The 15,000-nt window shown below is 33.4% G+C and carries 12 protein-coding genes and 1 tRNA gene; 6 read left to right on the forward strand and 7 right to left on the reverse strand.

Annotation, left to right across the window (positions count from 1 at the left end):
* The first annotated feature begins 130 nt into the window (after window positions 1–130).
* Window positions 131–847, forward strand: coding sequence for a bacillithiol biosynthesis deacetylase BshB1 (gene bshB1 / locus BUB89_RS12405; protein WP_073245546.1), 717 nt, complete (start codon window positions 131–133; stop codon window positions 845–847).
* Between the two features lie 75 nt (window positions 848–922).
* A tRNA-His gene (locus BUB89_RS12410) sits at window positions 923–996 on the forward strand.
* Window positions 997–1,134: 138 nt separating this feature from the next.
* Here the strand turns inward: BUB89_RS12410 and BUB89_RS12415 are convergent.
* The 7 genes from BUB89_RS12415 to tsaD all read right to left on the reverse strand — a co-directional run bounded on the left by BUB89_RS12415 (window position 1,135) and on the right by tsaD (window position 7,027).
* Window positions 1,135–1,704 (reverse strand): hypothetical protein, encoded by a 570-nt coding sequence (locus tag BUB89_RS12415; RefSeq protein ID WP_073245548.1) that lies wholly within the window; start codon window positions 1,702–1,704, stop codon window positions 1,135–1,137.
* Entirely contained in the window at window positions 1,685–2,887 is a 1,203-nt protein-coding gene (locus tag BUB89_RS12420; RefSeq protein WP_073245550.1) for a class I SAM-dependent methyltransferase, read from the reverse strand. The genes BUB89_RS12415 and BUB89_RS12420 overlap by 20 nt, the downstream gene beginning before the upstream one ends.
* A gap of 1 nt (window position 2,888) precedes the next feature.
* The gene (locus BUB89_RS12425) at window positions 2,889–3,980 is read right to left on the reverse strand and encodes an AI-2E family transporter (RefSeq protein WP_073245552.1); all 1,092 of its coding nucleotides are present in this window, start codon (window positions 3,978–3,980) and stop codon (window positions 2,889–2,891) included.
* 33 nt (window positions 3,981–4,013) lie between these two features.
* Window positions 4,014–4,517: a TrmH family RNA methyltransferase gene (locus BUB89_RS12430; RefSeq protein ID WP_073245554.1), complete on the reverse strand. Its 504-nt coding sequence runs from the start codon at window positions 4,515–4,517 to the stop codon at window positions 4,014–4,016.
* Between the two features lie 6 nt (window positions 4,518–4,523).
* Window positions 4,524–5,162: a DUF4159 domain-containing protein gene (locus BUB89_RS12435; RefSeq protein ID WP_073245556.1), complete on the reverse strand. Its 639-nt coding sequence runs from the start codon at window positions 5,160–5,162 to the stop codon at window positions 4,524–4,526.
* 131 nt (window positions 5,163–5,293) lie between these two features.
* Entirely contained in the window at window positions 5,294–6,001 is a 708-nt protein-coding gene (locus tag BUB89_RS12440) for a 16S rRNA (uracil(1498)-N(3))-methyltransferase (RefSeq protein ID WP_073245558.1), read from the reverse strand.
* 3 nt (window positions 6,002–6,004) lie between these two features.
* Window positions 6,005–7,027 (reverse strand): tRNA (adenosine(37)-N6)-threonylcarbamoyltransferase complex transferase subunit TsaD, encoded by a 1,023-nt coding sequence (tsaD, locus tag BUB89_RS12445; RefSeq protein ID WP_073245559.1) that lies wholly within the window; start codon window positions 7,025–7,027, stop codon window positions 6,005–6,007.
* Between the two features lie 263 nt (window positions 7,028–7,290).
* On the opposite strand from tsaD, the gene BUB89_RS12450 reads away from it, so the two are divergent.
* The 4 genes from BUB89_RS12450 (at window position 7,291) to BUB89_RS12465 (ending at window position 14,996) form a co-directional block, all read left to right on the forward strand.
* Entirely contained in the window at window positions 7,291–11,673 is a 4,383-nt protein-coding gene (locus BUB89_RS12450; RefSeq protein WP_234982635.1) for a translocation/assembly module TamB domain-containing protein, read from the forward strand.
* Between the two features lie 272 nt (window positions 11,674–11,945).
* On the forward strand, window positions 11,946–12,932 hold the full coding sequence (pfkA, locus tag BUB89_RS12455; protein ID WP_073245561.1) for a 6-phosphofructokinase: 987 nt from the start codon (window positions 11,946–11,948) through the stop codon (window positions 12,930–12,932).
* An 81-nt stretch (window positions 12,933–13,013) separates the two neighbouring features.
* The gene (gene gap, locus BUB89_RS12460; protein WP_073245563.1) at window positions 13,014–14,018 is read left to right on the forward strand and encodes a type I glyceraldehyde-3-phosphate dehydrogenase; all 1,005 of its coding nucleotides are present in this window, start codon (window positions 13,014–13,016) and stop codon (window positions 14,016–14,018) included.
* A 126-nt stretch (window positions 14,019–14,144) separates the two neighbouring features.
* Window positions 14,145–14,996, forward strand: a complete 852-nt coding sequence (locus tag BUB89_RS12465) for an N-acetylglucosamine kinase (RefSeq protein WP_073245565.1) — start codon at window positions 14,145–14,147, stop codon at window positions 14,994–14,996.
* The last annotated feature ends 4 nt before the right edge of the window (window positions 14,997–15,000 follow it).

Genomic DNA, 15,000 nt, shown 5'->3' on the forward strand with positions numbered 1-15,000 from the left:
CACCCTTTAGGGAGGGGAAAGAAAAAAATTAGAACATAAAGAAGTTAGAATACAAAAAGTAAAAAATAAAAATTAGATAAAGTAACTCCACCTCCTTCGGAAGCGGCCTGGTGGAGGAAAAATACAAACGATGAAACTAGATATATTAGCTTTTGGCGCACATCCTGATGATGTTGAATTAGGCTGTGCAGGTACAATTTTAAAAGAGATTTCTTTAGGGAAGAAAGTGGGTATTGTTGATTTGACCCGTGGCGAATTAGGAACCCGTGGTTCGGCTGCAATTCGGGATGAGGAAGCAAATGCTGCTGCAAAAATTCTGGGAGTTTCTGTCAGAGAGAATTTAGAAATGAGAGATGGTTTTTTTGTCAATGATGAGAAGCATCAGCTTGAAATCATCAAAATGATTCGCAAATACCAACCCGAAATTGTATTGTGCAACGCCATAGACGATCGTCATATTGATCATGGCAAAGGAAGCAAGTTAGTTTCTGATGCTTGTTTTTTATCCGGATTAATGAAAATAGAAACAGAGCTGGATGGTAAGCAGCAAAATGCCTGGCGTCCTAAAGTAGTATACCATTATATTCAGTGGAAAAACATAGAACCTGATTTTGTTGTTGACATTTCGGGATTTACGGAAAAGAAAATCGAAGCTATTTTAGCCTATCGTTCTCAATTTTACGATCCGGATTCTACAGAACCGGAATCACCAATAACATCAAAAAACTTCTTTGAAAGCTTAAATTATCGCTCCAGAGACTTAGGCAGACTCTCAGGGTTAGATTATGCCGAAGGATTTACAGTTGAAAGATGTTTGGCAGTCAATAGCTTAGGTGATTTGATTTAAAAATCTTTGTTTTTTTTCAAAAAATAGTTTGCAGAAGCCAATAAACGTTGTATATTTGCAACCGCAAAGCAAATGGTGGTTGTAGCTCAGCTGGTTAGAGCATCGGTTTGTGGTGCCGAGGGTCGCCGGTTCGAACCCGGTCATCCACCCAAAATGCAAAAGCCTCGAAGAAATTCGGGGCTTTTTTTGTACCCTTATTTTTCGTCAGGTTTTTGAAAAAAAAGAAACAAAAAAAACGCACTTGTTTCCAAATCCGTTCTTTTTAATTGAATGCTAAAACAGCTGTTTTAATTCTCAATACAGTGTAAGTTTTTCATAAAATAAGTTTCCGGTTCGTAAACGGTTCCGTTTAACTCTGAAGTTATCTTTTTCCTGATGACGTAATCTTCAATATCCGTTAAGAACTTAATTCGCATTAAGGAAACCGGCGAACTTTTTAAATCTTCCATTGTACCTTTCATAAACATAAAAGTGCCCACAATTACACGGTTGTCAAAACCGTTTTCATCTCTAATCATGCTTCCGCAATATTCTAAATCAGTATGAATAAGAGTAATTACTTTTCCGTTGTTTAATTGCAAATACAATCGGGAGCTTTTGTTAAAACAATTTGCTTTGATAAATCCTTTGCTTTTTTGAATAAGCTGTACATTTAAAGTGGGTAATCCATCGGTGGAGGCCAGCGAACAAAAAATATAATTGGAAGTTCCGGCAAATACTTTTTCAGACATAAGACATTCTTTAGTTACTTTGTAAGTTCCTATAGAATCCGTAATATTAGTGGTGTACTCACAAGCGGTCTGCGAAAAAGAGTTAAGGGTTAAAAAGAATAAAGTGCTAAGTAATAGTTGTTTCATTTTGATTTATTTTGGTGCAAATTAACACTATTTTATTATTATTGTCATCTGTAGTGAAAAAAGAATATAAATTCCCTCCTGCTTTGATTTTCCATTTAGTTCTGATTTTTTCTACTGTTTCAGGAAAATTACGGGTAGTAATATGAAACTGTTTTCCCTGCATCTGCTGTTTCATTTCGGTTTTATTGTATAAAAAAGCAGTGGTGATTTTAAATGTTCTTCCGGGAAAAGAGATAATTTCATCTGAAGTGTACAAATGAGAATGTTTGTGTAATTTACTGATGTTGTAATGCACAGCGACCTCGTCAAAACCGCCTGATTTCATAATGGCACTATTGGGTTCAAATAAATATTTTTTTGGTAAACTATACGAAGGAAATACTGCATGTTGCTGCATTACAAATTCAAATGCATCAACAGTTTCTTTAGTAATATTGGCTGTTTTTAATGTGACTGCTCCCGTGTAATCTTTATGTAGTTCCCATAAAAGCTCTTTAACCTCATTCTCTAAAGCTATAATATGAATGGCTTTTACATTTTTTAACTCTGATAAACCGGCAGAAATATCCAGTAATGGTGCGGTTTTTATTAAAATAGTATTCGTGTTTTCGAAATAAAAATCAAGATTTTCAGGGACATTCGGCAAACAGTCTTTCAGCATAAAAACTTTGCCTTTGGCATCATTTCGTCTCGAAGGATCGATATAAATCCAATCCCATTTTTGATGGAGTTTTTTTAGAATTTCAAAGCTGTCGCCAGTATGACATTCGATATTTTGTACTTTTAATTGTTCGAAATTATGTTGGACAATTTCAGAAAGTTCAGTGTTGATTTCGCAATGAACTACCAACTTTATTTTTTTAGCAAAATAATAATCGTCTACACCAAAACCCCCCGTTAAATCAATTAATTTTTCGCCTGCAATGAGCTCGCTTTTATATAAAGCAGTTTTTTCAGAAGAAGTTTGTTCTACCGAAACCTTTGAAGGGTAAATAATATTCTCGGTTTGAAACCAACTGGGGAGCTTGTTTTCCGACTTTGATTTTGCTGTAATCTGATTTAAAATAACAGCAAAATCAATTTCCGGAAACGGATTTTTTTTCAACGCTAATTTCGTAACATCATTACTAAGGTTAGCGTTTATGAATTGTTGTATTTCTGTTCTTAAAATTTCTGAAGCCAACTTAAATTCCTCTTGTTAATACTTTTACTACCGGGTTTTCCGGGAAAAATTCTTTTGCAACCACTTTAATAATCGTATAAAGAGGTACCGCTACAATCATTCCTAAAACGCCAAAAAGAAAACCACTCGCCAAAATTACAATAAATATTTCCAACGGATGAGAGTTGACACTGTTAGAAAAAATCAACGGAGTGGTCACATTATTGTCAATTATTTGTGCAATCGAATAGCCAATTAATACGTATAAGGTTGTGGACAGCATATCACCCTGAACTTGCGGATCCAGGTGACCCAGCATGGTCAATACAGCAACTAAGATAGTAGCGATTAACGGGCCAATGTAAGGTATGATGTTTAGTAATGCAGTTATAAATGCGATAATAAGCGCATTTTGTACTCCAAAAATAAGTAGTACAATTAGATATAATACAAACAGAATGGTTATTTGACCAATTAAACCAATAAAATAACGACTTAGCAAATGATTGATTTTTCTGAATGATTTTAAGATTTTGTCTTCATGTTCTTCAGGTAGTATTTTTTTAGCATTTATTGTAAAAAGCTTTTTATCTTTTAAGAAAAAGAAAGAGATAAAAATGATTGAACCAATTGCCATCCCGATGTTTCCAAGGGTTCCTAAAATAGAGTTGAGGAAATTAGGGATGAAATTCAGATTGATTTTCGAAGCAATATTAGATTCTTTTATTAGATTTTCGGTATCAATATGACGATCTGAAAAATAACTGTTCAGGCGTTCCACAAGCTGGGTCAGGTCATTTTGAAGTTTTTCGGTATCTAAAAGTGATAAGTTTTCACTCTGCGAAATAATCAGCGGTACAAACATCATTATAAAACCGGCTAATAACAAAATGAAAAAAAGCATCGTGACTATCACGGCAGCAATGTGGTTGAATTTTAATTTTTTTTCTAAAAAATGTACAATTGGACTTCCAATCATGCTTACAATTAAAGCGATAAAAAGAAAATAAATAACGGGCTGAATCAGGTATAAAATATAAAGTAATAATACAGATCCCGCTGTGATGATTAAGGCACGCAGAATTCCGTTACCAATAGTTTTTGATGTTATCATAAGTATGTTTTAGTTTATAAAGATAAAGAAATATCAAATCAATTTTGACGTAAATTCATATAAAGCAATGCTTGCAGCCTGAACTACATTCATACTGCTGTTTTTTCCAAACATATTGATGTGTACAATTTGATTGGAAATATTCAAAAGCTCGTCGCTGATTCCGTTAATTTCACTGCCAATAATAAGTGCGATTTTTTGACCCGAAGGCAATTTAACTTCTTTTAAAGGCTTGCTGGCTGAAGCTATTTCTAAAGCAATTATTTCGTACTCATTTTGCTGTAAATACGTAATTAAATCGCTTTTTTCTTCGAAAACAGTATGAGGAACATGCAAATGTGTACTTCTGGAAGTCTTGTTTATCTTCCGGGGATTTAACGGGATATCTTTTCCAAGGAAAATAATTTTCTCAATTCCGAAAGCTTCGCCAATTCTAAAAAGCGAACCTATATTTTGCTGGAAATAAATAGCATCACAAACTAAAGTGATGGGAAATTGTGTGGGTGTAAACTGATTTTCTTCGTGTTTTAATTGCACTTGAATTTAGTTTTTAAAGATGTAATTAATAATATTGGCACCCATTTTTAACGCTTTTTCTCTAACAGAAACGGGATCATTATGAACTTCGGCATCTTCCCAGCCGTCGCCTAAATCACATTCAAATGTATATAAAAGTACTATTCTGTTGTCGATAAAAATCCCAAAAGCCTGTGGACGTTTACCGTCGTGTTCATGAATTTTAGGCAATCCATTGGCAAACAAATAGGGCTTTTGAAAAATAGTATGTGTAGCGGGAATTTCGGTTAATTCTTTATTCGGGAATAATTTTTTAATTTCTTTTCTAATGTATTCGTTCATTCCGTAATTATCATCAATATGTAAAAAACCGCCGCCTTTTAAATATTTTTGAAGATTCACCACATCCGATTCACTAAAAACTACATTCCCGTGTCCTGTCATGTGTATAAAAGGATATGAAAATAAATCAGGACTGCCAGGTTCAACCGTTGCGGGTTTAGGGTTAATAGTTGTATTGATATTGCTGTTGCAAAAGCGAATCAAATTAGGAAGAGCAGTAGGATTTGAATACCAATCGCCACCGCCGCTGTATTTTACCACCGCAATTTCCTGAGAGATTGCAGCGAAAGAAATCAATAAGAAAACAAGACAGAGTTTTTTCATTTTTTTAGTTCTTAGTGGTTAGTCCTTGAGTACCTAGTCCTTGAGTACCTAGTCCTTAGTAGTTAGTCCTTAGTGGTTAGTCTTAGTCGAAAAGTTTGATTGTTAAGGACTAACTACTAAGGACTAATCAACTATTCTTCATTAAAAAACACCACACTATGACACGCAACAATAGCAGCTGTTTCGGTTCTTAATCGGGTGTTGCCTAGAGATACCGGAATGAAGTTGTTTTCTAAAGCCAACGCAATTTCTTTAACCGAAAAATCGCCTTCCGGACCAATTAACAAAGTAATGTCTTCATTCGTTTTTAAAACTGATTTCAATGTTTTTTTATCGGTTTCTTCGCAATGGGCAATTAATAAAGTACCGTTATTTTTTTGGTTCACAAATTCTTTAAAAGTAACGGCTTCATTTAGTTTAGGAAGATACAATTCATTCGATTGTTTTAATGCCGATAAGATAATTTTATCAAAACGTTCTTTGTTGATAACCTTTCTTTCGGAACGATCGCAAATTATCGGTGTGATTTCCTGAATACCTATTTCTGTGGCTTTTTCCAGAAACCATTCGTAACGATCGTTCATTTTTGTGGGTGCTACAGCCAGATGTAAATGGAATTTGGGCGTTTCTTTTTTGTCAAATGAATTAATCTGCACCGTGCATTTATTGTCAGAAGCTAAGGTAATTTCGCATTCGAACAAATAACCTCTTCCATTGGTTACAAATAAAATATCGCCGTCTCTTTTTCGCAGGACTTTGATAATGTGTTTGCTTTCTTCTTTGTCAAAGGAAAAAGATGCTGTTTGTTCGTCAATATTTGGATTATAAAATAATTGCATAGTTTAGAATTGAATTCGCGCTTTAGATACTACAGAAGCGTTTTCGAAATTTTGAGATAAAAACTTTTGATAACCTACAATTCCTATCATTGCGGCATTATCGGTGGTGTATTCAAATTTTGGGACAAAGGTTTTCCATCCGTATTTTTGTTCCGCTTCTTTGAGTGTGTTTCTAATTCCTGAGTTGGCTGAAACACCGCCGCCAATTGCTATTTGTTTAATTCCGGTTTCCTGAACGGCTAACTTTAATTTGTCCATCAAAATCTCAATAATCGTATGTTGGATTGAAGCACAAATATCCTGAATGTTTTCGTCCACAAAATTGGGGTTTTTAGCTTTTTCTTTTTGGATAAAATATAAAATAGCGGTCTTTAATCCTGAAAAACTAAAGTCTAATCCGGGTACTTTTGGTTTGGTAAACGGAAAAGCTTTTGGATTCCCTGATTGGGCATATTTATCGACTAAAGGACCACCGGGATAGGGAAGGCCTAAGATTTTTGCACTTTTGTCAAAAGCTTCTCCTACGGCGTCATCAGTGGTTTCTCCGATTATTTGCATGTCAAAAAAATGATTGACTTTTACAATTTGTGTATGTCCGCCACTAATGGTTAAGGCCAGAAACGGAAATTCGGGCTTATCAAAACCTTCTTCGTCTATAAAATGTGCCAGAATATGAGCGTGCATGTGGTTAACCGCAATAAGCGGAATTCCCAGTGCAACTGCCAATGATTTAGCAAAAGAACTACCTACGAGTAAAGAACCCATTAATCCGGGACCTTGTGTAAATGCAATAGCCGAAAGCTGTTCTTTTTTGATATTGGCTTTTTTAAGAGCGGCGTCAATTACCGGAACAATATTTTGCTGATGGGCACGCGAAGCTAATTCAGGAACTACACCGCCATACTGGGTATGAATTAATTGATTAGCCACAACATTTGAAAGTACTTTGTCGTTACATAAGATAGCTGCTGCGGTGTCATCGCAGGAACTTTCAATGGCAAGAATAAAAACCTCGGGATTTAGCATAAAAGCACACAATTTTTGAATTATCTTTAGAAACCGATTTTATTTTTTTTAATTTTACGGCGCAGCCAAAATTAAAGAATTTTTATTTAAGGTTTCGCTCTTTCCCTGGGCAAAATAATATTTGATAAAATATAACAACACAGCATATCAAAAAAACGATTAAAATAACTTCGGGTATAATTCTTGGGCTCATCATCTTCTTATTGATGCTTGGTATCGCATTATCTTTACCGTCGGTTCAAACGAAATTGGGGCGGTATTTCATGAATCGCATAAACAACGATTTTGGTACTAATATTAATATTGATAAAGTAAAAATTTCTGCTTTTGGAGGGGTTAAAATTCAGAATGTTCTGATTTTAGACCATCATAAAGACACCTTGATTTATTCGGGAATCTTAAAAACTAATATATTTGATCTTAATGGATTCATTAATAGTGGTGACTTGCTGTTTAAAACGATTCGTTTAGATGATGTTTTATTTGATTTAAAAACTTATAAAAACGAAAAGAAAACCAATATTGATGTTTTTATTGATGCCTTCGATTCAGGAAAACCATCAACGGGTAAACGTACTCTTTTTAAATCAGCTAAAGCTTTTATAAGTAACGGACATTTTAGATTGACGGATTATAACAGAGAGAATCCCAAAGATGTAGATTTTAAAAAATTAAATATTGAACTTACTGATTTTAAATTGTATGGTCCTGAAGTAAACACCACAATTAATAAATTGTCTTTTTTAGATTACAGAGGTTTATTTGTGGAAAACATCAGTACGGTGTTCAGTTATTCCAAGAAGCAAATCAAGCTGGAGAAATTAAATTTAAAAACCGCTGCTACTACAATTAAAGCGGATGTAGCCTTAAATTATAAAATTGAAGATTTTGCTCAGTTTAATGATAAAGTAAAGTTTGATGTTAAAATTCATTCGGCTGCCATTGGGACTAATGATATTCGGTATTTTTATAAAGAATTAGGTGTTAATCAGTCTTTTTATATCAATAAAACCAATGTAAAAGGAACGCTTAATAATTTATATCTGAATGATTTAAAACTGGTTGATTCGAGAAAATCACGTATTGAAGGTTTTATTAATTTCAAAAATATTTTTGGTAAAAAAAACCAGCCGTTTTATATGAATGGTGATTTTACGAAGCTGACTTCCAGTTACGATAATCTGGTTACGATGCTGCCTAATGTCCTTGGAAAAAAATTACCGGTAGAATTAAAGACTTTGGGTAATTTCTGGATGGAAGGAAATCTGGAATTAACAGCATCAGCAATTGATGCTGCTTTGAATATGAGATCAGAAATAGGAAGAATGCAGGCTGTTTTTTCTATGAATGATATTGATTTTATTGATAAAGCGACTTATAATGGAAATGTTGTTTTAGAAGAGTTTGATGCCGGGACATTTTTAAGCCGTGATGATTTAGGATTGGTTAGTATGGATATTAACGTGGATGGTAAAGGTTTTACCGAAAAATATCTCAATACCCAGTTAAAAGGAATCATCAATAAAGTGGATTTTAGAAAATATACCTACAGCGATATTTCGGTTAACGGAAACTTTAAATTACCTTACTATAAAGGACAAATTACGGTAGCCGATCCTAATTTACAAATGGATTTTGACGGTCTGCTGGATTTAAGTGCTACTGAAAACAAATATGATTTTCATATTAATGTCGTTCATGCTGATTTAAACAAGTTGAAATTTGTTAAAGACAGTGTTTCTGTTTTTAAAGGAGATGTTGTGGTTCAGCTTACCGGAAATACAGTTGAAAATTTACAGGGAAATGTATCTTTCAATGAAACATCTTATCAGAATGTAAAAGACACATATTCTTTTGATGACTTTAATGTCAATTCTACTTTTGACAAAGAAGGGATTCGTACGCTAACTATTGATTCACCGGATATTATTGATGGCAAGGTAGTAGGGCGTTTTCAGTTTAATCAATTAGGCAGATTAACAAGGAATTCTCTGGGGAGTTTATACACTAATTTCAAACCTGAAAAAGTAAATAAAGGACAATTTTTAAGATTTAACTTCACTATTTATAATAAGATAGTTGAAATTCTGTATCCTGAAATCGAATTAGCGACGAATACTGTTTTGAGGGGAAATATAAGGTCCGATAATCAGGAATTTAAAATGAATTTTAATTCGCCTAAAATTAGATATGCCAAAAATAGTTTTGATAACATCAGAGTAGCGATTGATAATAAAAACCCGTTGTATAATGCTTATGTAGAGTTAGACAGTATAAAAACACCTTATTATAAAATGCGTGATTTTAGTTTGATTAACATTACTACACAGGATACTTTGCTGTTTAGATCGGAGTTTAAAGGTGGTGAAAAAGGGGAAGATTTTTTCAATTTAAACTTATATCATACCATCGACAAGGATAATAATAATGTGGTAGGTATCAGTAAATCAGAGATGAAATTCAAAGAAAATATCTGGTATCTGAATCAAAAAGATGATTCGGATAACAAAGTGACTTTTGATAAATCACTTAAGAATTTCATTTTTAATAACATTATATTGTCTCATGAAGACCAGTCAGTTACTCTTAACGGAAATATAGAAGATGATTTCAATAAAGATTTAGAACTGCGTTTTAAGGACATCGATTTGTATAAAATTACCCCTTTAAGCAGTAAGTTTGTTTTTAACGGAAATGTAAACGGAGCGGTTCATTTTAAGCAAAATAACCTCATGTACAAGCCAACGGCTTCATTGGTTGTAAATAATTTGAATATCAATAAAACCGATTTAGGGACGCTGAAATTCAATATTGAAGGAAATCAGAGTTTAGAGAAATTCACTATTGATTCTTATTTGCAAAATGATAATTTAGAATCTTTTAATGCCAACGGAAGTTTTGAAGTGGTCGATAAAAAGACCATTCTGGATTTAAAGTTAAAACTGGATAAATTCAATTTAGGTGTTTTTAGTTCGCTGGGAGGTGATGTTCTGTCTAATATCCGTGGATTTGTAACCGGAAATTCTATAGTAACCGGTGATGTAAATAAGCCCAAAATAAGCGGAAGATTATTTGTAGACAAGGCAGGAATGACGATTCCTTATTTAAATGTTGATTACAAACTGAATGATCGTTCCATTGTAGATTTAGTTGATGAGACATTTTTATTCAGAAGCAATACGATAACAGACTCTAAATTTAATACTAAAGGAATGCTCAATGGTAGGATAGAGCATACTAATTTCTCTGACTGGCGATTAGATTTGGCTATTAATTCGAAAAGACTGGTAGTTTTAGATACTAAGGATTCCGAAGAGGTGGCTTATTACGGTACTGCGTTTATTGATGGCGATGCTACAATAAAAGGACCTACAAACGCTTTGTTTATTAAAGTAGCAGCAAAATCAGAAAAAGGTTCAGAAGTAAAAATCCCTATTAATTCGGCTGAAAGTGTAGGTGAAAATTCTTTTATACACTTTGTAACTCCTAAAGAAAAATACAATACTAAAATGGGTATCGTTGAAAACACCAGAAGGTACAACGGACTCGAATTAGAATTTGATCTGGATATTACACCGGATGCTGAGGTTGAAGTTATTCTGGACAGGAATTCAGGTCACGGAATGAAAGGAAAAGGATATGGCTCCTTATTGTTTAAAATTAATACCCTGGGAAAATTCCAGATGTGGGGAGACTTTCAGGCTTATGAAGGGACTTATAATTTTAAATACGGCGGCTTAATCGATAAAAAATTTGATGTTAAAAAAGGAGGTTCTATTACTTGGGAAGGAAATCCTATGCGGGCTCAGCTGAATTTACAGGCAGTTTATAAAACCATAGCTAATCCGGCTGTTTTATTAGCTAATTCCTCTTTTAACCGAAAAGTTCCTGTAGATGTAATTATCGGAATTCAGGGAGATTTAGCCAGTCCGGAACCTGATTTTACAATTGAGTTTCCTACGGTAAGTAACGTTTTAAAATCGGAAATTCAATATAAATTATATGATAAAGATGTGAGGCAAACACAGGCTTTGTACCTGCTTTCTTCCGGAGGATTTTTAAGTCCTGAGGGCGTGAATCAATCGGATTTTTCAGGAAGTTTGTTTGAAACAGCCTCCAGTTTATTAGGTGATATTTTAAAAACAGATAACGATAAGTTTAAGGTAGGTTTGAATTATGTTTCTCCCGACAGAAGAATTGGAAAAGAAACAGATGGAAGGGTTGTGGCAACTATTTCGTCAAAAATTAACGAACGAATCTCCATTAATGGAAAAGTAGGTGTGCCTTTTGGTGGTATTAATGAATCAGCAGTGGTAGGTGATTTAGAAGTACAATACAGAGTCAATCAGGACGGTACGATGAATTTAAGATTGTTTAACAGAGAAAATGACATCAACTACATTGGTCAGGGAATAGGGTATACCCAGGGATTGGGATTGACGTATGAGGTAGATTTTGATACTTTTAGAGAGTTAGTTAGTAAGATATTCAAAAAATATAAAATAGAAAGAGTCAATACACCTAATGAATATTTTCAGGATTCGAATGTTACACCTGAGTACATCAATTTCAATAATGATAAAGAACCTGAAAAAGAAGACTCTAAAAATAATGCTGAGGGAATAAAAACCGATGAAGAGGAATAACTGACAAAATACTTATTGTTAGTAAGTTAACTGGAGGTCGTGTTAGTAATATGTTGTATTCCTAACAAATGTTAAATAAATATTATTAATAGGTTATTCTTAGTTATATGGTGTAAAAATCAGTTTCTGTTAAAAAAAATGAGGCTTTTTTTGTTTTTTTTAAAACTTATTAACGAAAACGTTTGAATTTGTAGTGATTGGTTAAAATAATAACTCAGAAGGGGTTAAAGTAATTTATGTTTCCTAAATTTACACTTTAATATTTTAAAATAATGCAAAAATCAATAAAAAAAGTAGGGGTTCTCACTTCTGGTGGAGATTCTCCCGGAATGAATGCTGCGATACGATCAGTAGTTCGAACTTGTGCTTATCACAATTTAGAATGTGTTGGTATTTACAGAGGATATCAGGGAATGATTGAAGGCGACTTCATTGAAATGGGACCAAGAAGTGTAAATAATATTATAAATAAAGGAGGAACAATTTTAAAATCGGCACGTTCATCTGAATTTAGAACTCCTGAAGGAAGAAAAAAAGCACACGAAAATTTAGTAAAAGAAGGAATAGATGCTTTAGTAGTTATTGGGGGAGACGGAAGCTTTACCGGAGCCTTAATGTTTAACTCTGAATTTGGTTTCCCGGTAATGGGAATTCCGGGAACTATTGATAATGATATTTTTGGAACCAGTCATACTTTAGGTTATGATACTGCTTTAAATACAGTTGTAGATTGTATTGATAAAATTAGAGATACCGCCAGTTCTCACAACCGTTTATTCTTTGTTGAAGTAATGGGTAGAGACGCAGGACATATTGCTTTGAATGCAGGAATTGCAGGTGGAGCCGAAGAAATTTTAATTCCTGAAGAAGATTTAGGGTTAGACCGTTTATTAGAATCACTTCAAAAAAGTAAAGCATCCGGAAAATCATCCAGTATTGTGGTTATTGCCGAAGGAGATAAAATAGGTAAAAACGTATTCGAATTAAAAGATTATGTTGAGGCTAATTTACCTGAATATGATGTAAGAGTTTCGGTATTGGGTCACATGCAACGTGGTGGAACACCCTCTTGTTTTGACAGGGTACTTGCCAGCCGTTTAGGAGTAAAAGCGGTAGAATCGTTATTAGACGGAGTATCAAACTTTATGGTAGGATTAAAGAATGATACCGTAAATCTTACTCCATTAGTACAAGCAATAAAAGGAAAATCAGAGATTGACAGAGAATTATTAAGAGTTTCTGATATTATAACAACTTAATAAAATTTGTAGCCAAATTAATTATTAAATTTGCAATCACTTTTTTAATCGAATAATAAACAATAATAAATAAAGAAAGAAATGTCAAAAGTAAAATTAGGAATAAACGGTTTCGGAAGAATTGGAAGAATTGTTTTTAGAGAGTCTTTTAACAGAGACAATGTAGAGGTAGTAGCTATCAACGATTTATTAGATGTAGATCACTTAGCTTATTTATTAAAATATGATTCTGTTCACGGTCGTTTTGATGGAGATGTAGAAGTAAAAGAAGGTAAATTATATGTAAACGGAAGAAACATTCGTATCACTGCTGAAAGAAATCCAGCTGATTTGAAATGGAACGAAGTTGATGTTGATGTAGTTGCTGAATGTACAGGTATCTTTACAACTATTGAAACTGCAAGTGAGCACATCAAAGGTGGTGCTAAGAAAGTAATCATTTCTGCTCCTTCTGCTGATGCTCCAATGTTTGTAATGGGAGTAAACCATGAAACTGCAAAAGCTTCTGATTTAGTTGTTTCTAATGCTTCTTGTACTACGAACTGTTTAGCTCCTTTAGCTAAAGTTATTCATGATAATTTTGGAATTGTTGAAGCGTTAATGACTACTGTTCACGCTACAACTTCAACTCAAATGACTGCTGATGGTCCTTCTAGAAAAGACTGGAGAGGTGGTCGTGCTGCTGCAATCAACATTATCCCATCTTCTACAGGAGCTGCTAAAGCTGTTGGAAAAGTGATCCCGGAATTAAATGGAAAATTAACAGGTATGGCTTTCCGTGTTCCTACTGCTGACGTTTCTACAGTAGATTTAACTGTAAAAGTAGCTAAAGAAACTTCTTATGAAGAAATTATGGCAGTATTGAAAAATGCTTCTGAGACTTCATTAAAAGGAATTATGGGATATACTGAAGATGCTGTTGTTTCTCAGGATTTCATTTCTGACAAAAGAACTTCTATCATTGATGCTACTGCAGGAATTGGATTAAACTCTACTTTCTTTAAATTAGTATCTTGGTATGATAATGAATATGGTTACTCTAGTAAATTAATTGATTTATCAGTTCATATTGCCGGATTAAAATAATCTCACATTTTTATATAAAATCCCGTTCGATGCGTCGAACGGGATTTTCTTATTTTATATACCTTTAATTAATGTGAAAATTACATTTTTAAACTAAAAATAATACTCATCTAAATACTAAAGAAAATGAAATTAATTGTTGATAGCGGTTCTACTAAAGCGGATTGGATTGCAATAGACGACCATGGAAAAATATTGTTCACAAGTCAAACTTTAGGACTGAATCCGGAGATACTGGAAGCAGATCAGATAATTTCACGTTTAGATGAACGATTCGATATTCAGCAAAGTAAAAAAATTGCTACTCATTTGTTTTTTTACGGTGCCGGTTGTGGAACTGACAGAATGAAAACCAGTTTGTCAGCTGCTTTTCAGGAATATTTTCCTAATGCAAAAATAGTTGTTGAAGAGGATACTTATGCAGCCGTTTATGCAACTACCCCAAAAGATCAGGAGGCTATTGTTTGTATTTTAGGTACAGGTTCTAACTGTAGTTATTTTGACGGAAAGGAATTGCATCAAAAAGTACAATCATTAGGGTATATTATTATGGATGATTGTAGTGGAAATGTTTTTGGGAAAGAACTTATCAGAAAATATTATTTTAATAAAATGCCTAAGGATTTAGCTACTGAATTTGAAAAAGAATTTAATGTCGATCCTGATTTTATTAAAAATAAATTATACAAAGAAGAAAATCCAAATGCTTATTTGGCAACATTTGCTAAATTTTTAATTCAGCATAAAGACTCTGACTTTTGTAAAAAAATCATTCGTAAAGCAATGAAATCTTTTATAAAAAATTATGTCATGCAATTTGATAACTGCAAAGAAGTACCGGTACATTTTGTAGGTTCTATTGCTTATTATTTAAAAGACGAATTACAGCTGGCTTTTGATAAATATGATTTACAATTAGGAAATGTTTTAAGAAGACCAATTGACGGATTAATTTCTTATCATATCGCTAACAAATAAGAAT

The organism is Flavobacterium flevense (assembly GCF_900142775.1).
Taxonomy (GTDB): Bacteria; Bacteroidota; Bacteroidia; order Flavobacteriales; family Flavobacteriaceae; genus Flavobacterium; species Flavobacterium flevense.

What these genes read in the sequence shown, in the direction of transcription:
- bshB1 (WP_073245546.1), top strand. Translation starts at nt 131, where the DNA reads ATGAAACTAGATATATTAGCTTTTGGCGCACATCCTGATGATGTTGAA.
- BUB89_RS12415 (WP_073245548.1), bottom strand. Translation starts at nt 1,704, where the DNA reads ATGAAACAACTATTACTTAGCACTTTATTCTTTTTAACCCTTAACTCT.
- BUB89_RS12425 (WP_073245552.1), bottom strand. Translation starts at nt 3,980, where the DNA reads ATGATAACATCAAAAACTATTGGTAACGGAATTCTGCGTGCCTTAATC.
- BUB89_RS12435 (WP_073245556.1), bottom strand. Translation starts at nt 5,162, where the DNA reads ATGAAAAAACTCTGTCTTGTTTTCTTATTGATTTCTTTCGCTGCAATC.
- BUB89_RS12440 (WP_073245558.1), bottom strand. Translation starts at nt 6,001, where the DNA reads ATGCAATTATTTTATAATCCAAATATTGACGAACAAACAGCATCTTTT.
- tsaD (WP_073245559.1), bottom strand. Translation starts at nt 7,027, where the DNA reads ATGCTAAATCCCGAGGTTTTTATTCTTGCCATTGAAAGTTCCTGCGAT.
- BUB89_RS12450 (WP_234982635.1), top strand. Translation starts at nt 7,291, where the DNA reads ATGAATCGCATAAACAACGATTTTGGTACTAATATTAATATTGATAAA.
- pfkA (WP_073245561.1), top strand. Translation starts at nt 11,946, where the DNA reads ATGCAAAAATCAATAAAAAAAGTAGGGGTTCTCACTTCTGGTGGAGAT.
- gap (WP_073245563.1), top strand. Translation starts at nt 13,014, where the DNA reads ATGTCAAAAGTAAAATTAGGAATAAACGGTTTCGGAAGAATTGGAAGA.
- BUB89_RS12465 (WP_073245565.1), top strand. Translation starts at nt 14,145, where the DNA reads ATGAAATTAATTGTTGATAGCGGTTCTACTAAAGCGGATTGGATTGCA.